Annotated in this window: 8 protein-coding genes (1 of these 8 only partly in view); 4 read left to right on the forward strand and 4 right to left on the reverse strand. The window is 64.0% G+C overall.

Annotation, left to right across the window (positions count from 1 at the left end; genetic code table 11):
• Positions 1–16,912, reverse strand: partial view of a CARDB domain-containing protein gene (locus ACAM57_RS32080; RefSeq protein WP_369660240.1) — the beginning only. 17,516 nt of this gene lie to the left of the window's left edge; 16,912 of the gene's 34,428 nt are visible here — the first part of the coding sequence; it begins with the start codon at positions 16,910–16,912; its stop codon lies beyond the left edge, outside the window.
• A 51-nt stretch (positions 16,913–16,963) separates the two neighbouring features.
• On the opposite strand from ACAM57_RS32080, the gene ACAM57_RS32085 reads away from it, so the two are divergent.
• The 3 genes from ACAM57_RS32085 to ACAM57_RS32095 all read left to right on the forward strand — a co-directional run bounded on the left by ACAM57_RS32085 (position 16,964) and on the right by ACAM57_RS32095 (position 19,240).
• Positions 16,964–17,143 (forward strand): hypothetical protein, encoded by a 180-nt coding sequence (locus tag ACAM57_RS32085; RefSeq protein ID WP_369660241.1) that lies wholly within the window; start codon positions 16,964–16,966, stop codon positions 17,141–17,143.
• Positions 17,144–17,700: 557 nt separating this feature from the next.
• On the forward strand, positions 17,701–18,156 hold the full coding sequence (locus ACAM57_RS32090) for a DUF2846 domain-containing protein (RefSeq protein ID WP_369660242.1): 456 nt from the start codon (positions 17,701–17,703) through the stop codon (positions 18,154–18,156).
• Positions 18,157–18,547: 391 nt separating this feature from the next.
• The gene (locus tag ACAM57_RS32095; protein WP_369660243.1) at positions 18,548–19,240 is read left to right on the forward strand and encodes a hypothetical protein; all 693 of its coding nucleotides are present in this window, start codon (positions 18,548–18,550) and stop codon (positions 19,238–19,240) included.
• A 174-nt stretch (positions 19,241–19,414) separates the two neighbouring features.
• On the opposite strand, the gene gyrB is transcribed toward ACAM57_RS32095, so the two are convergent.
• The 3 genes from gyrB to dnaA form a co-directional block, all read right to left on the reverse strand.
• A complete protein-coding gene (gyrB, locus tag ACAM57_RS32100; RefSeq protein ID WP_369660244.1) occupies positions 19,415–22,021 on the reverse strand; it encodes a DNA topoisomerase (ATP-hydrolyzing) subunit B in 2,607 nt (868 codons plus the stop codon).
• Positions 22,022–22,157: 136 nt separating this feature from the next.
• Positions 22,158–23,264, reverse strand: coding sequence for a DNA polymerase III subunit beta (gene dnaN, locus ACAM57_RS32105; RefSeq protein WP_369660245.1), 1,107 nt, complete (start codon positions 23,262–23,264; stop codon positions 22,158–22,160).
• 96 nt (positions 23,265–23,360) lie between these two features.
• Entirely contained in the window at positions 23,361–24,740 is a 1,380-nt protein-coding gene (gene dnaA, locus ACAM57_RS32110; RefSeq protein ID WP_126020845.1) for a chromosomal replication initiator protein DnaA, read from the reverse strand.
• Positions 24,741–25,057: 317 nt separating this feature from the next.
• On the opposite strand from dnaA, the gene rpmH reads away from it, so the two are divergent.
• Positions 25,058–25,192, forward strand: coding sequence for a 50S ribosomal protein L34 (gene rpmH, locus ACAM57_RS32115; protein ID WP_007834827.1), 135 nt, complete (start codon positions 25,058–25,060; stop codon positions 25,190–25,192).
• Positions 25,193–25,210: the final 18 nt, after the last annotated feature.

Below are 25,210 nucleotides of genomic sequence, written 5' to 3' on the forward strand. Positions count from 1 at the left end.
CGGAGGCGGACACGGGGCGCTGCGACAGATTGCTGCTGGCAACCAGCACGCCGTCGAGCGGCGAGCCCTCGCGACCGAAGGCGATGCTGTCGATCAGGCCCGCAAGGCGGTACTCGACTTCGGCGCGGCCGGCAGTGCGACCGCTCATCGGGAAGCTGATGATCTCGGTGACGGCATCGGGCGACGCACCGCTGATGGTGGAGCCGGTCCAGCGAACGCCCCACAGGCGCCCATCCGGCCCGAAGGCCAGGTCGCCTACCCGGGTGTTCGAGAAATGGCGCCACGCGCGCGTGGCATCTGTGGCCTTGGGGTCGAAGATCTCGATGCCGTTGCCGGAAGATGCATAGATCAGCCCGTTGTTCGGGTCGATCGCGAGCGCATGCGTCAGCGGGTCGTCGCCGGGACCGACGCGGCGCTCGATGATGACGCCGCTGTCTGCATCCACCAGCAGCAGTTCCTTGCCCGTCATGACCCATAGCTGGCCGAGTGTGTCGACGGCCATGTCGAACACCGGCGAATCGAGGGTGAACAGCGGCGTGGTCGAGCGTCCGCCGTTCAGGTCGAAGCGGAACACTTCGTTGCGCGCTGCACCCGCGCTGGCGAGCACTGAACTATCAGCCAGCTGAACCAGTGCCAGGGCACCGATGTCGCCGTTGCTGCCGGTGAAGCCGCTGGCGAAGCCTCGCACCTGCATGGGTGCGAGCACGCTTTGCAGGTCGCCGGGCTGTGCCTGAGCGACAAAGCCTGGCAGGCGCTTCGTGGCCTGCTCGAAGAGCGTGTTGCCGGGGTAGCTGCGCCCCGGTGTGGCCGCGGGCAATTCGGCGGTGAAGTCGACCACGTCGATGCCCCCGAGCCCGCGCTGCGCCTCCTCTCGGCTGCCGTCGTCGGGCAGGACCGCATTGGCCACCGCCGCGGCTTCGCGGTTGCCCGCGTTGTCCGTGGCGACCGCCAGGAACTCGTAGCGCTTGCCAACCTCTCCGGTGAATAGCGACTCGCTCGTTCCGCCCGGCATCTGCTTGCGCCAGATGCGGAAGTCTCCGCCGTTCTCGGACACGTAGACGGTCACGTGCTTGACGCCGCTGGCATCGTCCGTTGCCTTCCATGCCACGCTGTACGTGGGGCGGCCCTGAATGTCGTTCCCGTTCGAAATCACGGTGAGCGCAGTTACCGGTGCCTTGGCATCGAGCGTGCTCGATACCGTCGCGCTGTCGATCGGCGGTGCGTCGTCGAAGAATGCACGGGCGGAGGATTCGATCGTCGCGCCGGTTGTCGCAAGATCCAGCGCCCGAACGGTGTAGCCGACGAAGCCCGTGCCGGCCTTTCCGTTGGCGTCAGGCAGCAGCAGACCCCGGGTTGGATCTCGCAGCACTTCACCGGTGTCGGGATCGATGGCCTGGATGAGCCATGTGGCAACGCGCGTCTCGGCGTCGATACCGGCGCTCACGCGCAGCACGAAGCCCTTGTTGCCGGTGAAGTCGAAGTCACCCTGGAAGACGGCCTGGCCTGAGGGCACGTGGATGTTGATGTCTCCGATCTTCAGGTCGCCCAGGCGCAGGCTGCGCGGATCGATGTCCGCATCGAGCTGCGTCACGAGGCGGAGCTCGCCGACGGCTCGCGCGGCGGGGTTGCTGAAGGCGACCGTGTACGGCAGCGCGTAGTCGGCAGGCACGTACGACGAGCCGTTGCCTGACGGCAGCGCCTGCGGACCCCGTACAGAGACGTTGGCAGCGTTGTCGCGCGCCGCAGCCTGCTGCAGGTATTGGGTGAGGTTGAGCGCCTGGGGGCCGACCGGCGCGAAGTTCTCGTCAAGCACGCCGATGTGACGCAGGTACTCGAGTTCGGCCCGGCCGCCGGCGAACACGTCGAAGCTGATGAAGTGCGTGTCCCGCGCGGCCTTGACGGCGTAGTTGGCGGGGTTCGGTGCCACCGGCACGGGCACCTGGACCTCGCCGTCATCGGTGCGGCGTACCTCGACGTAGTCGATGGGAGCATGCTTGGCGCCCGGATCGCCTGCCCAGCGCGCCGTGTCGCCATACCACTGCTGCACCTTCGAGAAGAAGCCCAGCAGATCGGCCTGCGTGCGGTAGTTGTCACCGGCCTTGCTCAGCAGGATGCCGGTGGCGAGCGTGGCGTTCAGGCTCAGCGCCTTGACGTCATTGCGGATCGGCGGCGCTTCGGCGGCGGGCCTCAGCAGGCCGCCCGCCTCCAGCGCGGCCAGCCAACCCTGCACCCACTGGACCTCGTCCGCCGCCAGCACCCCAAGGGCGCTGGGGGCGCTTGCATCGGCGAGGATGGCCGCTCGAAGCTTCTTGGCATAGCCCGTCTGGTCGGCAATGAAATCCTCGCGCGTCAGCGCTGTGGCCGATCCCAGCGTGTCGAAACGGAACGGCAGCGCCAGCGCTTCAAGCTTGGTGAGATGGATTTCCGGGTCTAGCGACAGGAACCTGGCCGCGAGGCCGGCGGAGATCTTGTTCAGGTCGCCCACGCCGCCGTCGAGCAGGCCCTTCGCCTTCCATTCGGGCCGGATCGCGTAGAGCTTGGCGCGCAGGCCTTCGAAGTCGTAGGCCATCCACTCGGCCAGGCCGGGATAGGTCTGCACGTTGAAGGTGAAGCCGGCGAAGCCGTTGGCACTGACGTCGAAGGCATAGCCCGGCGCCAGGTTCCAGCCGCTGGTGTTGCTGCTGCCGTCGAGCGAGGCCCACGGGATGTCGCTGCGCATCGCCTTGGTGGGGGTGGCCCCGTAACCCTGTGTGTTGCCGGCCCCTGGAGCGATGGCACCGTCGGGCCGCCCGCCGACGTTGGACGAGAACACCACGTACGGCAGGTTCAATCCTTCCAGCACATTGGTGCTGTCGCCCATGTCGGTGGCGCCGACGTTGAAGCGCACGTAGGGCGTGTCGACGTTGGTGAGGCTCTGCAGCGACACGCTGTAGGTGGACGAGTCGCCCGGGTTGATGCTGCGCGCACCGCCGATGCCGATGGTGACGTCGGCCTCGATCGCACGCTCAACCAGATAGCGGTAAGGCTCGGTGACGCGCTGGCCATCCGGATTGATGACGGTGACGTCGTACAGGCCGTGCGGCACATGGCGCAGGTCGAACACCGCCCGGATGTGCGTCGCGTCAAGCACTTGCCAGCGTTCGGGTTCGATCTCGAACTCGCCCGGGCGGCTGAGCTTGACGAGCGCGCCCGCTGCAAAGCGGGCGCCCTCGATGTCGACCGTGACCCAGCGATGGGCATCGTCGCCCGTACCGCCTTGATCGGGTGTGACGCGCGTGATCGCGAGCGGCATCAGGTCCGCGCGCAAGGTTGCCGGCGTTGCTGCGGCCGACTGGCGCGAGCGCACCAGGATGTAATAGTCACCCGCCCTGGTGGTGGGGATCACCACCTCCTGGTCGGCGGACACCGGGTTGCTGTAGGCCGCGTCGAAGGCGTAGCCATTGGGAACTTCGCCCCAACGGACATAGAGCTCATTGGCACCCTCGGTCGCGCTGGAGTCGAGCACGACCCGCAGCGTTTCACCGGCAGCCACGCTGACCTTGTACAACTGCACGCTGCCTGTGGCGAGCGTGGTCTTCGTTGGCGAACCGATTGCGAGCGGAGGCACCGTCACCTTGAGGGTGGTCGCGGAGGCCACACGGTTGTTGGCCTCTCCGGGCGGCAGATCGAGGCCGGTATCGGTATAGACGATGCGGCCTTCGAAGACTTCGTTGTAGATGTCGGGTCGCACCACGATGCGCCAGGCGCCATCCTTCAACGGCGGCAGCTTGGCCTTGAGCGTGGCGGTGTAGCTGCCGTTGCCCTGCAGGTCTCCCACATGCAATACCTTCCCGAGCAGCGTGTCGGACAGGTCCCAGGCGTTGTCGGCCGACAGATAGAGCGCATCGGTCCAGCGGCCGTAGGCCGGGTTGGCCGATGCATTGGTGACGGTGAAGCCGATCTCCACATCCGCGCCGACATCGCCACCGCTGATCACCGCCACGTCGGTGGCCTGCAGGTCGGCGGGCGGCGGTGTCTCGATGCGCATCGGCTGGACGGCCGCGGCGTTGTTGTTGTCGTCCAGGCCGAATTCGAGCACGCGGCCGCCATCGCCCGTACCCCAGGCACGCGCCGGGTCGGTCACGACAAACACGTAGTACGGCCCTTCGAGGTCGCGCGGCGCCGTGAAGCTGAGCGTCCCGCCATAGCTGCCGCCGGCCGTAAGGCCGCCGGAATGCTGCACATAGCCGAGGTAGCGATCCTTCTCGATGTCGAGGAAACGGTCCTTCGAGATGTAGACCATGTCGTACCAGCTGCCCTGGTCGGCGGGCGTCTTGCCGCCCTTGTTCTCGACCGTGTATTCGACCGTGAAGGCCTGGCCGGCGAGCACCGCGTCGGGCGCCTTGACCAGCGTGACCTGCAGGTCGGGGGGCGTCGACGGCGAGATCGGCAGCGCGATCATCCTGACGTTGTTGCCTTCGTCCGCGAACTCCTGCACCGAGTTGGCGCCGCGCGGGGCGATCACGGGCAGCTTGGCTCGAACGGTGCTGGCGGTGCTGCGATCTGGGTCGTTGACTTCGCTCGTGTCGGTCTTGACGATGAGCTTGAAGTCCCCGCTGATTGAAGACGGGAGCGTGAATGTGGTCGAGTTCGTATATGACTCGCCGGGCTGGAGGTAGCGCGGTCTGCCTTGGGCATCCACAAGGTAGGTGCTCTTCACGCGTGACAGGATTTCGCCGTACGAGCCTCGGTCGACGACGGGATAGTCACTGGCGTCCAGCGAGGCATCGCGCGATAGGTAGACCCCATCTGACCAGCCCGCCACGCGGGTTGCGCGCGTACCGCGGTTGGTCACGGTCCAGGTGGCGGTGATGGTCTCGCCCGACGAGGGGTTCGGGTTGCTGACCGCGACAGAATCGATCTGCAGGTCGGGCTCTCGGTACGAGATGTTGAGCGTGCCCTGCGCCAGGTTGTTGTCGTTGCGCAGGCCTTCGAAGGCCGAGGTGGCGTATAGGGCGTCGCGCGCGGCAGCGTTGGTGATCGGATCGCCGGCCAGCGCTTCGTTCTGTGCCAGCTTCTGCGACGCTTCCCCGAAATGCGGTGTGAGCGAGTCCGCCGGATGCAGGCCATCGGCGACGATGTAGATGTAGTACTTGCCTTCGGCGCCGACCGGCAGCCGTACGCGGGCGCTCGCGCTGTAACTCGCGCCGCTGGCGAGCGGCGTGATGTTGACGTGAACCGTGGATCCGATCTGCGTTGCGCGGCTGGCGATGAATTCCGGATCGGCGCTGATGTAGATGTTGTCGATCCACCCGCGCGTGCCCGACCAGACGTCGGCACCGAAGTTCGTCACGGTCCATGTGACGAGCGTCTCTTCGCCGGAGAAGTTTTCAGGCTCGGTCGTCACGCTTGTCACGCGCAGGTCCGCAGGCCGGTTGTCCACGACGGAGACTGCCGAGCGGCGGTTGTTGGTTTCATCGAACTCGGCGACGTTCGAGAATGCGTCCGACTCGATCGCGATGAAACCGCCGCTGATCGATGGCGCCAGAGACAGTGTCTGTGCGGTGGTGTAGCTCTCGCCCTGCCCCAGGCTGCGCTTCTGTTCGTAGGAGCCCAGCAGCCACTTGACCCTGGCCGTGCTCAGGTCGGCGCTGTCGCTGACCCAGACCCTGTCGGTCCAACTGCCATTGAAGGCGTCGCCGCGGTTCTGCACCGTGTAGCTGAAGCTGTAGTCGCCCGCGGCGGTGACTGAAGGTGTGCCCGCCACTTGCACGACGGCAAGGTCGGGCGGCGTGATGCCCAGCACCTTGACGGCCTGCCCCTGGTAGTTGTTGTTGTCGACCTGTCCCGCATCGTCGGGATTGATGTTGGAGGCCAGCGTGTCCTCGAGGATCGCGTCGTAGGTATCGCTCCAGACCATCAGGTAATACTGTCCAGAGCGCGTACCTTCGGGAATCTGCACGTTCAGCGCGCCCAGGTAGTCCTCGCCCACGGCGAGCTGGCCCGTGTGGGTGACCTGGCCGAGGCGGATGTCGCCCTTGCCCGGCGAGGGACGGCGCTTGTCCGTGGTGAGCCAGACGGTGTCCGTCCAGCTGTTGACCGCGGCAGTCTCGCCGCGCGTGGTGGCGGAGCCCTTGTTCGTGACCTTGTAGCGGACCTCGACGGTCCCGCCATGCACCGCCTGGTCGGGTGCAACGACATTGCTCGTCACCAGATCGGCCAAAGGCACGGGATCGATGTACACCCGCTGGGCCTTGGCATTGTTGGTCTCGTTGGGGTATTCGTCGATCCGGTTGTTGCCGTCGGCCACGACGATGATGTATGCATCCCCGCGATAGCGGATCGGTATGTCGATGGTCAACAGCTTCGGGGCCTGCCCTTCCTTGATGACCTCGACTGTTGCCGATTCGGTGGCGTAGCTCTCGCTCGGCGCCAACGCGGCGCCGCTGTCGGCGCGGCCGACCAGCAGGTCACTGGCGTCCAGCATGCCGTCGAGCGACAGGTAGATGTAGTCCGTCCACTGTCCTGAGGTCGCCTCGGGCCCCATGTTGGCCACGGTGAAGCGCACGGCTGTACTGGTGCCGGCCGTTACCCGGTCGGACACGGTGATCGTCCCGACACGCAGGTCTGCACGCTTGTTGAGCCTGACGTCCATCGACTGAGTCGCGGTGGTCGTGTTGTTGGTGCGAGCCGCGCCGTGCTCGTAGACCTGCTGGGCGCCGCTGGTCCCCAGCATGCTGTTGGTGACTACGCGCAACCGATAGCCACCTTCGATCTTGGCGGGCAGGCGCAGCTGCTCCGTACGGGTGTAGCGCAGGCCTGCGTCGAGTCCGCGGTCGTAGGTGAAGTTGCCCAGCACCACGGTGCCGCCCGATGGCGCCACCAGCAGCACGGTGTCCTGCCACTGCCCGCTGGCGCGCGCTTCGCCTTTGTTGAGCACGGTCCAGGTCAGGTCGACCAGGGCGCCTTCGCTGGTAGTCTCCGGGCTGCTGACGCTTTCCACCACCAGGTCGGGCGAGGCAGACAGCTGGACCGGCACTGCGAGCGAGCTGCCCATGTTGTTGTCGGTGTAGATGAACTCGAACGGTCCGCCGGTGGCGACGTTGAGATACCAGGTGCCCGAGATGCCTTCTGGCAGGGTGACCTGGATGCCACGGTTGTACTTGTCTCCGGCGGCCATCTGACCCAGATGGCCGGCCGAGCCCAGTTCATGGCGCGCGCCGGTGCCGTCGGCATTACTGCTGAGCCATACGCGATCCGACCACGAACCGCTGTTGGTGATGCCGATACCGCGGTTGGCGACGGTCCACTGGGCAACGATGGTGCGGCCGCTGAAGGCGTCGCTCGGCGTGCCGACCGCTTCCACGCGCAGGTCGGCGTAGGGGATGGGCATGACGTCCATCGGCTGCGCTGCGGCGCGCTGGTTGTTGGCTTCCTGCGCGTTTTCCCAGACGGCGCCGGTGGCATCGCTACGCACCACGACGGTGCCGCGACGGCTGAAGTTCGGACCGAAGCGGTAGTCGAGGCTCTTCGTGTAGCTCGAGCCGGCGGCAAGGCCTCCTTCATGCACGACGTTCCCGAGCACGATGTCGTCGCCGTCGCCTATGACGTCGTTGGTGGTGTAGATGATCCGGTCTGTCCAGCTCAGCGTGCGGCCGACGCCGGTGCCCAGGTTGGACACGGTCCATTCGATGGTCGCGCTGGCAGGATCGTCGATGACGCGCGTCGGTGCATGCACCGCCGTCACGGCGAGGTCGGCATGGAAGTCGCGCGCAATGCTCACGCCCAGGCTCTGCACGTTGTTGTCCTCGCCAGCGCCGTTCTCGTTGTTGGCGTTAGCCGAGTCGGTGACGACGACCAGTCGCCACTCGCCCTCGAGATCCACCGGCAGCGTGAAGGCGAGCTCGCCCGCCGCGCTCGCGCTTGCGTCCACGCTGGCGTGCAGTACTTCGCCCAGCTTGATGTCGCCCGTGCCCACGACGCCATCGCGCGACAGGTAGACGACATCGCGCACATTGCTCGCGACGGCCGTGCCGCCGTTTGTGACGTTCCATCGCAATGTGATCGCCTCGCCTCCCTGCAGCAAGCCGATCGTGCTCAGTTGCCCGACGACGAGGTCGGGGCTGACTACTTCAACCGTGGTGCTCGCCGTGTTGTCCGTTTCGACGGACTCGCTGACGTAGTTGCCGCTGTCGGCCAGTACCTCGAGCCGCCATGCTCCCGTCGCCAGGGTTGGCACGTCGATGCGCAGATTGCGCGAGAAGCTGCCGTTGGGCTCGAGCGTGCGCGAGGCCCAGTTGTCCCAGTCGGCCAGAACCACGGGCGCTTTGACACCGTCTGCATCGACCAGACGCACGAGCTCCCTGGTGTATGAAGCGACGCGGTCGTTGCCCATGTTGCGCACCGTGTAGCTCACCTGCACGGTCTGACCGACCTGCCAGGTGGCAGGCGCACCGAGGTTTTCGACCACGAGGTTAGGCTGGGGCTCGGCCTGCACGTTGAGAGGCTTGCTGGCCACGGCCGCGTTGTTTGTAGTGCGTCCCAGCTCGTAGACCAGGTTGAAAGCATCCGTCTTGACGATGAAATACATCGGGCCCGACAGATTGCGTGGAATCTGCACGTCCATGCCGGTGCCGTAGCTCGCACCGACCTCCAGCGCGCCGACATGCGTGATGGATCCGACCTGCACCGCGTTCGAGGTCAGCGCAGGCGTGGTCGAGAGGTACACGACGTCGGTCCACCGGCTAACGTCGGTGGCCACCGTCCCGTTGTTCCGGACCGACCACTCCACGCGTGCGTCGCGTCCCGCGAAGATTTCAGCAGGCAGTACGGTGATGCTCGGCGTAAGGTCGGCGTAGGTCTGGATGACATTCACCGTCCCGGAGATGCGGCGGTTGTCGGCCCGCGTATCTGGCTCCCGCACGCTGGCGTTGGCGTCGCTGACCACGGCAATGCGGTAGGTGCCCTCGAGGCGCGTCGGAATACGCACGGTGGCGTTGCCCACATAGCTGCCGCCGACGGGCAGTGCGTCGCTGCGAGTGACATTGGCCAGCACCACGTCGTCGGCGTTGCCGATCACCGAGTCGGCGCTCAGCACGATCCGGTCGACCCACGGCCCCTGGGCATCTGCGGCGCCGACGTTGGCGACCGTCCAGGTCACACTCACGCTCCCGCCGGATTCGGCGCTGGGCGGCACCGCCAGATTGGTCACGGAGAGATCCGCGTAGAGGCGCATCGTGGTGTTGAAGCTGCCATCTGCGTCGTTGTTGGTCTCTGCGTTCCCGACCGCGTTGGTCTCGAAGAGAACACCGGCGCCGGTCGTCGCGCTGTCGACGCTCACGACCACGTCGAACGTGCCTGTTCCCAAGAGACCGTCTGGCAGATTGAAAGTGAACGAACGCGCACGCGCCTCCCCCGGAGCCAGCGGCAGTGCCGCCGATCCGGCGAAGGCCACCGAGCTGTTCAACACGATCGTCCCCGGGCTGCCATCGGCATTGCGCTGGCGGATGACGATGCGATCCTGGTAGTTCGTGGGCGTCGGCACGCTGCCCTGGTTCATGTCCTCCCACAGGAGCGTGACGGTGTCGCCGGCTTGTGCCGAAGACTGCTGCAGGCGCACGTTGCGAGCGATGAGGTCGGGGCCGACGGTGACCGCCTGCTGCACCATGTTGTCGGTCTCCAGGGAGCCGCTCGCGTCGTATTCCGGGATTTCGGACAGCGCGTCCACCACCACACGCAGCCGGTAGTTGCCGATGGCGTTGAGGCCGGTAGGCCAGTTGAAGGTGGCGCTGCGCGCTGCCGATTCGCCCGGGGCGATGTCCTGGGCCGTCAGGATCTGACCGATGTTGACCACCATCACGCCCGTGGACTGGTTTAGCAGTTCGAGCCGCTCGGTCCATCCGCCGGTCGCGGCGAGGTTGCCGCCGTTGCGCGTGTTCCAGCGCACCGTGACTTCCTGCCCCGCTGTCCAGTTGCCGGTGGGCTCGATGGCGAGATCGGCAAGCTGCAGGTTCGCATAGGCTGCCAGCGTGCTCGAGAAATTCGTGGACGCGCGGTTGTTCTCTTCCGCGCTTCTGCCTTCCGCTTGCGTGTCGTCCGCATCGGTTTCGACGGTTACCGTCAGATCGCCTGCGCCCGCCGGACCGTCCGGGAGCCTGAGCACCGCGGATCGCACGATCGACTGGCCCGGGAGCAGCGGGCCGTTGGCCGCATCGGCCTCGGTGTAGGGCAAGTTCAGCTGGGCGATCACTTCGCCGGTGGACGCGCGCCGCACGATCACGCGTTCGCTGAAGTCGCCCAGCGTGGTGCTGATGCCCTGGTTGGTGGTGCGCCAGCTCACATTGATCGGTGTTCCCGATGCAATCGCGGCGCCTGCCACGGCGGGGGTTACCGCGACTCCCTGGACTGCGAGGTCCATGGCCGTGACGGTCGAGTTCAGGTCGATCACCCGCGGCTGGCCGGGCTTGTTGACGAACACCACCATGCGGTAGGCGGCTGCAGTGTCGGCAGCGTAGTAGCCGTCCAGCAGCACGGTGTAGCGGCCCGACACGGTGGCCACGGCTTCCGCATCACCCAGGGCGGCGCTCGTGACGTCGCGGCCATAGGGGTCGACGATGCGCACACCGCCGGTGTAGTTGTAGCGGTACTGCCCGACGACGGGGTCGTAGGCATAGGTCCGCGCCGTGAGGTCGCGGAAATCGACGAAGAGGCGGTCGCCGGCGTCGGCATCGATGCTGTAGGCGATCATTTCGCCCGAAGGTTCGACGCGGCCTTCCACCACCTGGCCGCTGGCGAGCGGCACCGCAGTGCTTTGGTCGAGCAGGCGGAAGGCGTAGGTGGAGGTTGTCAGCGACGTCTTCGATACGTCGAGCCGATAGACGCCGGGCGAGAGCGTGAGAACGCGCGTGTAGGGCTCGCTGGTGCCAAGAGGCAAGTACTCGCCGCTGACAATGCTGGTGCCGTACGGGCCACTCAGATGCCATCGTGAAGAGTCGCCATCGCCACCGACACTCGCATTCAAGCGGTCGAACTGCAGCGTCTTCGGTTCGTTGAGCGTGAAGGTGTAGCTGCGCGACCGATGCTGCGGATCGAGCGTTCCCGAGACGGCTTGTCCCAGCACTAATTCCAGCGGCTGCGCATTCGTGACCTTGTCGACCTGGAATGTCACGGCGCTATTCAGGTCTATGCCGTAGTCGTACTTCACGTAGTCGAAGACTAGATATATCGGGCCGCCGGACGCAATGGCGATCTCATCGCCGTCGTTGTTGGCCGTGGTCCATTCGGTCAGCTTTTGGCCCAAGCCGTCAAACAACGCCCAATCCGGCACGCTCTTGCCAGTGGTCGCCAGCGCCTTGAAGCGGATCTTCTCGCCCGCCGCGGCTTCGATGCGATAGCTGCGCTCCAGGAAATCAGAAGCCGCTGCACTGGTGGTCGACTGGCCGTAGCTGATGAGCGATGCCGTATCTAGTCGGCGCCACGAGAAGTCATAAGTCGTGGCGTAGGGGTCGGAGGTGATCTCCAATGTGTACCTGCCGGGTTTCAGCCAAATGGCCCGGTCCCATCCGATGACGACCTGAGTACCGTTGGCATCAAACACGCGTGCGGTGTTGTAATAGAACGAATCCCAATCGAGAAGGTTGCTGTTGCGGTCCAGATACCACAGCCCAGGCTCCGAGACTTCGAAGGAGTAGTTCCGCTTTCCGTATTCTTCCAGCGTGCCCGCCGCGGAAACGGTGCTTGCGTCGGGATCGAACGTGGCAGCCGTAGCCCAGGAGGCTTCGATGCGGTAGGCGTTGCTGCCAACGGAGCCACCTTGCGCTGCACGCTCGACGCGCAGCAGGTATGTGCCTGCGATACTCAGGTCGAGGTCCAGCGGAGCATCGGAGCCCGGGTCCCACGTTGCCAGCCAAGTGCCTGCGGGGTTCAGGACCTGGACCGTTCCAGTTCCGCTCCAGGCCGTGGTCTTCAGGCGCAGATGATCCCCTGCCGCGGCGCCCAGGGTCCATAGCCCGAGCGTTTGGCTGCCAGTGTCTTCCTCAAGTGCATTAGGGGTGGTGGCGAGCCGATCGAGGCGGTGCGCCTCGGGAACTTGGCGCGCAGTGAACTGGAGCGCGACAGTCGTGCTGTCTATTGCGCCGGTGGCGCGCACCACATACTGCCCTGGAGAAAGGTACACCCGCTGGACTTGGCCCGCATCAGTGCCGTAGCTGCCTGAGGAAAAAACCCTTCCGCTGGAGGCCATCACCTGCAGCGCCGCCTGACCCGCCGAGGTGGCGATATCCTGCAGCTCCAGCCAGCCTCCCTTTGCCATCGTGAATCGGTAGTCCTGTACGTCGCTGTGTGTGGCGAGCGAAGCCGCCATGGGCGCGTCCCAAGACAGCTCCTGGCTTGACCTGGAAGGTTGCCGCAGCGTCGTCTCGAAATGCACGGGTGACGTTGCGTTGTAGTACTGCTTGGCGACGAGGAACAATGGGCCACTCTGTTGGGCCGTGAAGTTCACAGCAGGGCTCTGTGTCCAAGTAGTTCCAGTGACCGTCCTGCCCGACGCATCGACCACTGCGTAAAGGAAGTGATCGGGATTGGCTGTCGGGGCAGTGAATGCCAAGCTGTATTCGCGCCCGGCGATGACGTCGAACGCGTGGACCGCCAGGTTTCGACCGGCAGGCATGTCGCCGCTGAGTTGGGTGGCTTGGCCATGTACGACCGCCATGTCCTGAAGCTTAGCGAGCTTGAACCCGTAGTTGGGCGTCGTAGCTATGTTCTGCGGCGTGACGTCGATGGTGTAGCTGCCGGCCGCAAGGCGACGTGTGTAGAAGTTCTCCACGCGGTGGAGCCCCAGGTCCAGCTCTCTGCCGGTCGCGCCCCGAAGCACCAAATTCGCGGCGCCGCCTTGGGGGTCGAGCACGATCGTGGTGTCTTCGGGCAAAGTGAAGCTGTAGCGGTCGATATTGCCCAGAGCGGCGATGGTCGCGTTGACTTGGTTGCCTAGGGCAAAGGGCGTCGTGGGCTCGCTGAATTCGCGAAGCAGGATCGTGGAAGTACGCGGGGCGGAGATCGAGCCTGGTCCTTGCAGATGAAGCACATAGCGACCGGTCTCCGGCAGCGTTACGCGCTGGAGCGTGGCGTCGGAACCGTATTGGTTGCCCGAGGCAACGCGTTCGCCACTGGGGCCGACGAGCTCCCAGTAACCGTAGGCAGCCGTCGTTGTGCGTGGATCGACCAACAGCTTCTGCCCAGCGGTTCCGTCGTAGGCCCAGGCTGTCGCCCACCGGCTTTGCGCGACTGAAGTGCTTGCCGTGGTGCCAAGCGCAAGCGTGGAAAGCTTTGACACATCGTTGATCGTCACACGGTAGCTGCCCGGATCGTCTCGTGTGGGCAGCAGGCGTACCTCATAGCTGCCCGGCGGCAGTTCGACGACGCGCATCAAACCGCCATTGACGATGTTCGTCGATCCAATGACGGTGCCATTGCCGATCGAGTCCGTCCGCACCAGGCTTGCGTTGTAGTTGTCGCCCGAAACGCTCAGCCAGACCCTAGTGGGTTGCGTGAGCGTGAAGGAGTAGCGTGCCTCGTCGATGGAAAGTTTGAGCGAGCCGCTTGTCTCTCCCTCCAACGGCAGGGCGGTCGTCGTGAGGCTTGCCTGCCGAAGCTTGAAAGCATAGTTTCCAGTCAAGCCTTTGGACGAGTCCCAGGCTCCAAGAACGACCGTGTAGGTGCCAGTCTGAGAGGCGGCAATCTTGATGTCTCCTTGTGTCGACCACCATCCACCCCCCATGATCGAGTGCACCACCAGATTCCCGCTGGGATCGAACACGCGCGCGCGTATGGACGAGTAGTAGTCCAAAGGTGCCGCAGCGTTGAGCCGGTAGGATTGGCCGGCCTCGAGATCGATCTTGAGCACACCGTCTGCTATCCCGTCGCTCACTTTCAGTGATGTGCTGCTCACGGTGTCGAGCGAGCGCGGAGCGTTGATTGCAGCCAGCGTCAGGTCGAACGTGTCGTCCAGGCCGGGTGTCCTGTAGTACTCGTTGAGACTCACGCGCAGGGTGTATCGGCCAGTTGCCAATCCCCATGCGCTGCCCCCGTAGGCAGCGAGCTTTTCGATCGCATTGCCGCTTGCATCGAGAATCTGGTAGGTCTTGGCATGACCGGTGCTGCCGTTCTGCGTCAGGACCAGGTGCGACGCAGTGTTGACATCGAAGATGAAGTCTCGCGCCTCGTAGCTGGTCACGAACCGGCCGCTGATCGTGTCGCCGATGGCGATTGCCTGCGCTGCCTTCGGCGTAGTGGGCAAGTCGAAGCGCAGTGCATCGCCGCCCGCGGCGAAGGTGTTGCGCGCTACCATCAAGAGGTAGTGGCCATCGCGCGGCACGCTGAGTGCGGTCGGCGCAGCAGTGGCCGGGTTGCCCTGGGACACCAGCACCCCGCCAGCGTCGTACAACCGATACCAGTTGTCGTCACCCGCGCCGGCCAGTCCGCGCAGGTAGGTGTTGACCTCGGCGTCGAGCACTACATCGAACGCTGCATAGGCATCCGTCGATGCGAGGTCGACCGCCACCGGGGTGTCGACGGCAAGCGGCATCGCTTGAGCCGCATTGCTCACCGTGAAACGTGCCGCGCCAGTGCCGCCCGTTAGTTCAATCGTGTATTCGCCGGCTGGCAGCCAGCGTACCGGAGCCGACCAAGTGCGGCTGCGATCGCTGGAGAAGATTTCGCGGATGGCGCCATCGGCTTCGATGCCACGCGGGCCAACGAGCTTCCAGTTGGTCCAGTTGCCCCTCTGCCATTGGAGCGCCATCCAGCCATCCGCGGCTTGTGTGAAGCGATAGGTCGGGATGCCGCCTTCCTCGTTGGTGTCATTGACTTCGACGCCCGGCTCGATCGTTTTAACAATGGTGGTTTGCGCCTTCATCGTGTCGGGTACGTCGCCCAGCCCGGCAGCCTGGCCGGGAGTGCGCGTCAGGCTGAGTTCGACAGGCGTTTCGTTGGAGCGGCTCAGCCGCGTGATGCGCATGAATACCGCGCCGCTGGCCTGTCCGGCCGAGAACGCGCCTGCGGCGCTTACTGTCAACGCGCGGCCATACGCGTCGTAAGAATGGACCAGGAAGTCGGCGTTGTTGGCCGAGAAGGCAAGCCTGAAATCGTCGTACCGCTTTGAGTCGGCACGCAGCAGCGCCGATGCGCCCACCGCTAGATTCGAAACAGCATTCGAGGCCGTGCCTGGTACGAGCGTGGTGGCAGGCCCGAAGGGCGTCACCGAAGTGGAAACAACGCCCGTACCGAGCCCCGCGGCGCGCACTTCGAGTCGATATGCTCCCGGAGCGAGGTAACGCATAGCAGCAGACGCGCCCCGGCTCGTGGAAAGCGCCGTCCAGTCGAATTCAGTGCCACGCGGGCCGACAAGGCGCCACTGTGCTCCCTCGACGAACTGCGTCGGCTCGAAGGCCCATACGCCGCCCTCGCTCACCGTGATGTCGTGGACCAGGGTCTGGCCGCTGTGCCGCAAGTTGCTGCTCAGAGTCTTCGGCGTGACCTGGTCTACAGCGACGGGTGTCGGCGCCTCATCGGACCATTGCGCCACGCGCAGGACACCTGGCCGGCCTCCGCTCAATGCGGTATTGGTCCACAGGTAGTAGCTGGCCGCACGGGGCAATGCGACCGTCGCTATCTGCCCGGAACTCAACCTGCCGTTGCCCAGCCGTACGCCGTTGCCGTCGGTAATGAACCACTGTGCATCGGGTGGTGCCCCGGTAGCATCCTTCTGCGGTGCATGCGCCAGGGATAGCGTGCCGGGTGACGTCGCATCGACCCGCACCACCTGACCTCCCAGGCTGCCCTCGGGAGACGCCTGGACCTCGGAATTGCCTTCGGCCGCCTGGCTGGCCGTCAGCAAGCGGAACGATGCGCTACCCTGGCCCTGCCACGTGCCTTCGACGCGCAGAACGTAGCTTCCCGCGGCGAGTCGCACAGGGCTCTGCACGCCGTCTTGCGTACTCAGTGTGCCGCTGGTAATCGTGTTGCCGGTCTTCGCATCGGCGATCACCCAGTTGACGTTGCTCAGAGAGGCCGAGAGCTGATCCCATTGCACCTGTGTGGCGCGGTCCACTTCAAAGGAATAACTGGCGGCGTCGCCAGGGCCATCGAGTGCTGCCGTGTAGGTCCGTCCCAGTACGAGCGCCTCGCTGCGTGCGGCATGCTTGTACATGGTGAAGCCGTAGTCGACGCTCGACGTTGCGCCGCTCTGTCCTTCCACCGACATCCAGAAGGTTCCTGCACGCTGAGCAATGAAAGGTCCGCTGTCGACCTGCAGACTGTTCCTGCCCCAGACAGTCGCAGCATCTGGATCGAACAACGTCCAGCCGCCGCTGCCGTTGCCACTTTCCGGCTGGAAGTAAAGACGGTCGCCCGCTTCGAGTTGGACGCTGTACATCGCCGCTTGCGCGCCCGCTGCCAAGACGCCCTTCGTGCTGTCGCCGAATGTCAGGGGGCGCGCGGCTTCGACGCCCATGAGCCGGAATGCGTAGGTTCCGGTCTTGTCGTTGATGCCGTCGACGGTCAGGGTATAGGTACCCGGATCAAGCTCCAGAAATCGATCGCCTGTCGAGGTAAGGGGGCGATAGTCGAATTGGTCGGAGGTGTTGCTTCCCTTCAGTTGCCACTGGATTTCGTCACCCCGAACACCGTCGAAAAGAAAGCGGGATTTTTCCGTCACCACGAATTCGAAGCTGTCCTGCTCGCCGGGCTGATCGATGGCTCCTTCCAGGGTGTGCACTCCGGGGGCCAAGTCCGCCGACATTAGAAGTCTCGGTTCGAGGGTTTCGATTTTCCAATTCGAAGCCGGTGGCTCGGTTTGGCTTGCCGAGTTGCAACTGACGGCGTTGGCCGAACGCAGCAGGGCTGCGCCGGCGCGGGCGCGAAAAGACTTGGACGACATTGAAAACTCCCTGAAAACAATTGGCTGCGAGGAAAGCAGCATCGAATTCCCGTGAGCCTCTCCCGCCTCGTTCGAGCGGTTTTGAATGGCGACAAGGGTGGCGGTCAGGCGCTATCGAAACCTGAAAAGGAAAGGCAGCATGCGCGGGAAAGCTGGCGCGCTGGCTGTAGAAAAATTGACGTGAACGAGCTGCGGCTTTTCACGCCAGATCACGCATCAGCTCGTGGCTGAGGCAATCACGCTCGCATTGGAGAGAGGCCGATGGGCGGTCTCGACGAATCGATGCCATCGTTCAATCGATGCTCGACGACAGGGACAACAAATCCATCGGCGAAGAGCCGTTGTTGATGCTTGCTTTGGGGGCGCACGCAGATGCGCGACAGCCTCCTGCGCTTAGGTGCAGTTCTCTTAACTCCCATTTTCCAACCCTCTTTTAGATTTTGAGTTGACACGATACTCGGGTGGAAAACGACTTGCAACAACTGTTCTGTGACAGTTCCGGCTATTAACAAATTGGGGTTCAAAAGATCGAATTTAGGAGGCCGCGATGCTCTGAGTTTGACAAGGCTGGGCAGCCCTCCTTTGCAGATACTGATATCTCGTAGTTAACTTAGCTGCGCGCATTTCACGTTCGATCGAGGCCTGATTCTGCTACCGGTAGACTGGTAAACAACGGCGCGTCAGAGACACTTCAGAAATCCCTCGAAATGAAGTTACATTTCATGCGCCGAAGTAGTCGTCAGTGGCCTTCGGCATAAAGCAACTTCAATTACTCGATCGGAGGGATCATGAGAAAAATCGCAGTTATCGCCCTGATGTCCGTTTTGTTTACAGGCTGTGCTTCCGTGAAGATGGAAAGTGCGGAGGCCTCGGCACAGGCCAAGAAGTTCTCGCCGCCGTCGCCGGGCAACTCCGGCCTCTATGTCTATCGAGACAGCTTTGTCGGAAAGGCGCTCAAGAAGGACATCTGGATCGACGGAAAGTGCCTCGGCGAGTCGGCGCCCGACGTGTTCTTCCGCACGGAGGTTACGGGTGGCAAGGAACACGAGATCGCGACCGAATCCGAGTTTTCGCCCAATACGCTCAAGCTCATGTTCGAGACGGGGAAGAACTACTTCGTGCGCCAGTACATCAAGATGGGCGCCTTCGTGGGCGGCGCCAACCTTGAAGTGATGCTTGAGGCCGAGGGCAAGAAGGCGGTGACCGCGTTGGGCCTCGCTGCGCCGGGAACCTGCAGCAAATAAGTCACGCAACGCCTGTTTTGCACGCCACCGAACAGAAGGCGCGCTACTGTTGGCTAGACCGGCGGTAGCGCGTTCTCGTGACGGTGCCGGATGGGACAGAGGAATGGCACCTACTTTAGGAATCCCGCAGTCTGTCCCACGCAAGGTGAAAGATTCGTGCACTTCGTGAATGACCGTCAGGGACACCAGCGAAGTTCGCGAAATCCCAGCAGATGGCCAGGTGGTGTCGTCCAACACACCAAGTTTTACTGTGCTCGCGGGACGCAAGCGCATCCTGATGTGCGGCGCTCGAAGTCTCGATACTCGTGCGTCACATTGCCCGGGCATCGGGAGCGGCCTCATGCTCTGTCAAAAACGGGCAGGTTGATTCAAAAAAAACTGGGAGAGGGTAATGAGAAGGAAATGGATTTGGGCGGCAGTTCTCATCGCGCTGCAGGCTGCGTGCAGCCAGGATTCGAAGAACTTGCCCAAGGCGTATGTCAGCTTTCCGGAGAGGATCGATCCTCAGTGTCGCAATGGAAAGGCGCGCGTTTTCGATGAGTGCGGGGACCAGTTGGCTCTTTTCACAACGGCCTTGGCAAAAGCTGACAGCGGGGGCAAGACTTTGCTCGTGGAATATGGCGCAGAGTGGTGCATCTGGTGCCACGTCTTCGATGCCCATATCAGCGGTGGGCATGGAGAGTTTCGCTATACCTATGGCTTGTCCACGGGACCAGAAGCCCGGTATACGCAGAAGATGTTCGAGGAGCCCTCAGGTGCCCAAGATGTTGAGGCAAAAGCGCTTCGCGATTTCGTTGCCGCAAACTTCGTGGTCGTTCGCATCGACGCGCAATATGCACCGAATGGCAAGACGGTGCTGATGAGAACTGGCGCGATCAGGCACTATTCCGGCGGCGTTCCATACATATTCACTGTAGATCGGAGCGCAAGATTTGCAGCCCATTTCAACCACGAAACAGCCGAGAAGCGCCGTGACACAGAGGTGAATTGGTATCGGGGCTATGACAGGGCGGACATGCTCCGGCAATTTACCCTTATGCGTGATCGCGCCCGAGCAGATCTTGCGACTGGCACTGGGACCTAGTGTGGTGCGTCGCTCAATTCTGTACCTGTTCCCATGCCTCGCTGCACCCGTAGAAAGCGGTCCGCCAGGTTGATTCGGAACGCATCCGCCGCTCAGGACTGTTGAGCCTTTGTTTGCCAAAAAAAGCGGCTGATTGAGCCGCTTTTTGCTTTCCGTGTCACCCCACAGGGAGAATCACACGTCGATATTCGCCGCCCGCAGCGCGTTCTGCTCGATGAACTCCCGGCGCGGTTCCACCTCGTCGCCCATCAGCATCGTGAACACGCGGTCGGCCTCGATCGCGTCGTCGATCTGCACCTTCAGCAGGCGGCGCACGTTCGGGTCCATGGTGGTTTCCCACAGCTGCTCTGGGTTCATCTCGCCCAGGCCCTTGTAGCGCTGGCGCGAGGTGGCGCGTTCGGCTTCGCCGATGAGCCACTTCATGGCCTGGCGGAAGTCGTCGACCTTTTCTTCCTTGGTACGGTCGCCCTCGCCGCGCTTGACCACCGCGCCCTCGGGGCTCAGCAGGCCGCGGAAGGTGTTGGCGGCTTCGGCGAGCGCGGCGTAGTCGGCGCCGTGCACGAAGTCCTGGGTGAGCACGCTGCTCTTGACGTTGCCGTGGTGGCGGCGGCTGATGCGCAGCAGGGGCTTGTCGGTGCGGGCGTCGAACTCGCTGCTCACCTCGGCCGGCACGCCGGTCGTGTTGAGTTCGCGCAGCTTGGCCTGCAGCGCGACGGCCGAGGCCTCGGCGGCGGGCGTGGTGTCGAGGTCGAGCGCCACGCCGTCGGCGATGGCGCGCAGCGCTTCGGCGTCCATGAAATTGCGCAGGCGCGCGATGACGGCCTCGGCCACCTGGTGCTTGCGCGCCAGTTCGGCCAGGGTGTCGCCGCTGAGCGTGGTCGAGCTGGCGCCGCCGGTCTCGATGCGCGCGTCCTTCAGCGCCACCTTCAGCAGGAAGGCGTCGAGCGCGGGGCCGTCCTTCAGGTACTGCTCTTCCTTGCCGACCTTGACCTTGTACAGCGGCGGCTGCGCGATGTAGATGTGGCCGCGCTCGACCAGCTCCGGCATCTGCCGGTAGAAGAAGGTCAGCAGCAGCGTGCGGATGTGGGCGCCGTCGACGTCGGCGTCGGTCATGATGATGATGCGGTGGTAGCGCAGCTTGGCGACGTTGAAGTCATCGGCGCCGCCGCCCGGCGTGCTCGCGCCGGCGCGGCCGATGCCGGTGCCCAGCGCGGTGATCATGGTGAGAATTTCGTTGCTGGTCAGCAGCTTCTCGTAGCGTGCCTTCTCGACGTTCAGGATCTTGCCGCGCAGCGGCAGGATGGCCTGGAACTTCCGGTCGCGGCCCTGCTTGGCGGAGCCGCCGGCGGAGTCGCCCTCCACCAGGTAGACCTCGCACAGCGCCGGGTCCTTCTCCTGGCAGTCGGCCAGCTTGCCGGGCAGGCCCATGCCGTCGAGCACGCCCTTGCGGCGCGTCATTTCGCGGGCCTTGCGCGCGGCCTCGCGGGCCTTGGCGGCCTCGATGATCTTGCCGCAGATGATCTTGGCGTCGTTCGGGCGTTCCAGGAGGTAGTCTGTCAGCAGGCGGCCGACGATGTCTTCCACCGGCGCGCGCACTTCGCTGGACACCAGCTTGTCCTTGGTCTGGCTCGAGAACTTGGGCTCGGGCACCTTCACGCTCAGCACGCAGCAAAGGCCTTCGCGCATGTCGTCGCCGGTGACTTCGACCTTGGCCTTCTTGGCCAGCTCGTTCTCCTCGATGTACTTGTTGATGACGCGCGTCATCGCCGCTCGCAGGCCCGTGAGGTGGGTGCCGCCGTCGCGCTGCGGGATGTTGTTGGTGAAGCACAGCACCTGCTCGTTGTAGCCGCTGTTCCACTGCATCGCCACTTCGACGCCGATGTGCGTGCCGGGGATGCCGCCGTAGGTGTCGGCCGGGCGCTCGCCCTCGGCGTAGAACGAGTTCGGGTGCAGGACGGTCTTGCCCTTGTTGATGAACTCGACGAAGCCGCGCACGCCGCCGGCGCCGGAGAAGTCGTCTTCCTTGCCGGTGCGCTCGTCCTTCAGGCGGATGCGCACGCCGTTGTTCAGGAAGCTCAGTTCGCGCAGGCGCTTGCTGAGGATCTCGTAGTGGAAGTCCGAGTTCTCCTTGAAGATCTCGGTGTCGGGCAGGAAGTGAACTTCGGTGCCGCGCTTGTCGGTGTCGCCGATGATCTTCATGGGCGAGACCTCGACGCCGTTCACCGTCTCGAGCAGGCGGTTCTGCACGAAGCCGCGGCTGAATTCGAGTTCGTGGATCTTGCCTTCGCGGCGCACCACCAGGCGCAGCATGGTGCTCAGCGCGTTCACGCAGCTCACGCCCACGCCGTGCAGGCCGCCGGAGACCTTGTAGCTGTTCTGGTTGAACTTGCCGCCCGCGTGCAGCTCGGTCAGCGCGATCTCGGCGGCCGAGCGCTTGGGCTCGTGCTTGTCGTCCATCTTCACGCCGGTGGGAATGCCGCGGCCGTTGTCGGTGACGGAGATCGAGTTGTCGGTGTGGATGGTCACGACGATGTCGTCGCAGTGGCCGGCCAGCGCCTCGTCGATGGAGTTGTCGACCACCTCGAAGACGAGGTGGTGCAGCCCGGTGCCGTCCGAGGTGTCGCCGATGTACATGCCGGGGCGCTTGCGCACGGCCTCAAGCCCTTCGAGGATCGTGATCGAGCCTTCGCCATAGCTGGTGTCGGCGGCCACGGTTTCGATCTCGGGGATGTAGACGGGCTCGGTGTGCGGCACGTCGGGCTTGTTTTCTTCAGCACTCATTCGGATATTCCTCAGTCTCTCACGGCATTCGCGCGTGATTTTTCGGGCTCTCAAAAGCTCAATTCGCCGCCTCTTGAAAGCGCAAACCCGCGGAAGGCCGCGGGTCGTGTGCGCAAGGCGCCGTGGTTTCTGTCTGTTAGATGCGCATCGGCATCACGACGTATTTGAAGGATGCGTTCTCGGGAATGGTCAGCAGCGCCGAACTGTTGGAGTCGGCCAGGTCGATCTTGACCATGTCCTGGTCCATGTTCGACAGCGCGTCGATCAGGTAGGTCACGTTGAAGCCGATCTCGATGGTGTCGCCGCCGTAGTCGATGTCGAGCTCGTCCTGGGCTTCTTCCTGCTCGGCGTTGTTCGACGCGATGCGCAGCGTGCCCGGCTCGATGTTCAGGCGAACGCCCTTGAACTTCTCGCTGGTCAGGATGGCGGTGCGCTGCAGGCTGGCCAAGAGCGGCGCGCGGCCGAGCGTGACGGTGTTCTTGTGGTTCTTCGGGATGACGCGGTTGTAGTCGGGGAACTTGCCCTCGACCAGCTTGGTGACGAACTCCATGCCGCCGAAGCTGAACTTGGCCTGGTTGTTCGCGAACTGCATCTCGATGGCGCCTTCGGCGTCGGACAGCAGGCGCTGCATCTCGAGCACGGTCTTGCGCGGCAGGATCACCTCCTGGCGCGGCACTTCCACGTCGAGCGTGGCGGAAGAGAAGGCCAGGCGGTGGCCGTCGGTGGCGACCAGGCTCAGCTGCTTGCCCTCGGCCACGAAGAGGATGCCGTTGAGGTAGTAGCGGATGTCGTGCACGGCCATCGCGAACGAGACCTGCGAGAGCAGGTCCTTGAGCGTTTTCTGCGGCACGCTGAACACGGGACCGAAGTTGGCGGCTTCCTGCACCAGCGGGAAATCTTCCGCGGGCAGCGACTGCAGCGTGAAGCGGCTCTTGCCGCCCTTGAGCACCAGCTTGCTGGCGTTCGACTCGAGGCTCACGGTCTGGTCGGCCGGCATGGTGCGCAGGATGTCGATCAGCTTGCGCGCGCCGATGGTGGTGGTGAAGTTGCCGTCGTCGCCGCCGAGCTCGGCGGTGGTGCGGATCTGGATCTCGAGGTCGCTGGTGGTCAGCTGCAGCTGGCCGCCGGTCTTGCGGATCAGCACGTTCGCCAGGATCGGCAAGGTGTGACGCCGCTCCACGATGCCCGCCACCGACTGCAGCGCGGCGAGGACCTTGTCCTGGGTTGCCTTCAAAACGATCATGTCTTCTTCCTCTTCCTATCTCTTTGAATCAGCTTGCAGGGCGCCATTCTCCGCTGTCGCGGGGAGCTTCCTGGACGACATCCGATTTCTTTCCGGTCAGCCCTTGAGGGTCTGCTCGAGCACGTGGAGCTGCTGGTTGAGCTCGGTGAGCTGCTGGCGCTCGCCCGAGATCTTGCGCACCGCGTGCAGCACCGTCGTGTGATCGCGCCCGCCGAACAGCTCGCCGATTTCCGGCAGGCTCTTCTGCGTGAGCTCCTTGGCCAGGTACATCGCGATCTGCCGCGGCCGCGCGATGCTGGCCGGGCGTTTCTTGCTGTACATGTCGGCGACCTTGATCTTGTAGTAGTCGGCCACCGTCTTCTGGATATTCTCGACGGAGATCTGCCGGTTCTGGATCGACAGCAGGTCGCGCAGAGCCTCGCGCGCCAGGGCGATCGAGATCTCCTTCTGGTTGAAGCGCGAGTAGGCGAGGATCTTGCGCAGCGCGCCTTCGAGCTCGCGCACGTTGGAGCGCACGTTCTTGGCGACGAAGAAGGCGACTTCTTCCGGCATCTCGGCCGATTCGGCGCGCGCCTTGTTGATCAGGATGGCCACGCGCATCTCGAGCTCGGGCGGCTCGATGGCAACCGTGAGGCCGGAATCGAAGCGCGAGACCAGGCGCTCGTGGATGTCCGCCAGGCCCTTCGGATAGGTGTCGCTGGTCATCACGATGTGCGACTTCTTGGCCAGCAGGGCCTCGAACGCGTTGAAGAACTCTTCCTGCGTCCGGTCCTTGTTGGCGAAGAACTGCACATCGTCGATCAGCAGCAGGTCGAGCGAGTGGTAGCGCTCCTTGAACTCATCGAAGGTCTTGCGCTGATAGGCCTTGACCACATCCGAGACGAACTGCTCGGCGTGGATGTAGAGAACTTTGGAGTCCGGCTTGTCGGCCAGCAGCCGGTTACCCACAGCATGCATCAGGTGGGTCTTGCCCAGGCCGACGCCGCCATAGATGAAAAGAGGGTTGTACAGGTGACCCGGCATGCCGGCCACGTGCATCGCCGCGGCGCGCGCCATGCGGTTGGCCGTGCCTTCGACCAGGGTGTCGAAGGTGAGGCCGGAATTCAGGCGGTTCTTGAAGCCGGCGGCGGCCGGCTCCTCGCCCGGGCCCGCCACGTCGCGCGGCACGTCCGTTTCGGTCATGACGGCCACGGGTGCAGCACGCACCGGGATTTCGCGAGGAGCAAGCGCTAACTCGATGGCAACCGGCTGGCCGTACATCTTCTCCGCCATGGCGGCGATCTTGCCGGCGTACTGGGCACGGATCCAGTCGAGCTTGAACCGGTTGGCGACGAACACGGTCATGCGCGACAGGTCGTCGGCGACCTGGGCCGTCAGGGGTTTGATCCAGGTGTTGAACTGCTGCTCGGACAGCTCCTGCGCGAGCTGGTCGACGCAGGCCTGCCAGAGGCTTTCGCCGATGCCGTCAGTCGACATGGGCGTGGGGAAAAGTGAAGGGACCCTCGGGCATTTCTTGGTATAGGTATTGTGGATATTCTCTGCTGGAAGGCGCCCGGCATTCTAACTTGTCAAAACCTTATCCACACGCCGGCGAGTGTGTCGAAAGGCCCGCAAATCTGCTCGAAGATTGTTCAGGGCCCCAATGTTTGCGATAATTGCGGGTTTCCCTGAAAACCTCTTTGCGTCTTTCGGGGGCCATCCGAAACACGCCCGCCCCGGCGCCCCGCAGGAACTTCATGCTTTCAGTACGAAAGCGCGAAGGGCCAGCGCGAACAGGGAATTAGGAAATCACCATGAAACGCACCTACCAAGCATCCAAAGTCCGCCGCGCCCGTACCCACGGCTTCCTGGTCCGCATGAAGACCCGCGGCGGCCGTGCCGTCATCAACGCACGCCGCGCCAAGGGCCGCAAGCGCCTGGCCGTCTGACGGCAGTCCACCTGCCGT

The sequence above is a fragment of the Variovorax sp. V15 genome (genome assembly GCF_041154425.1).
Lineage (GTDB): Bacteria > Pseudomonadota > Gammaproteobacteria > Burkholderiales > Burkholderiaceae_C > Variovorax > Variovorax guangxiensis.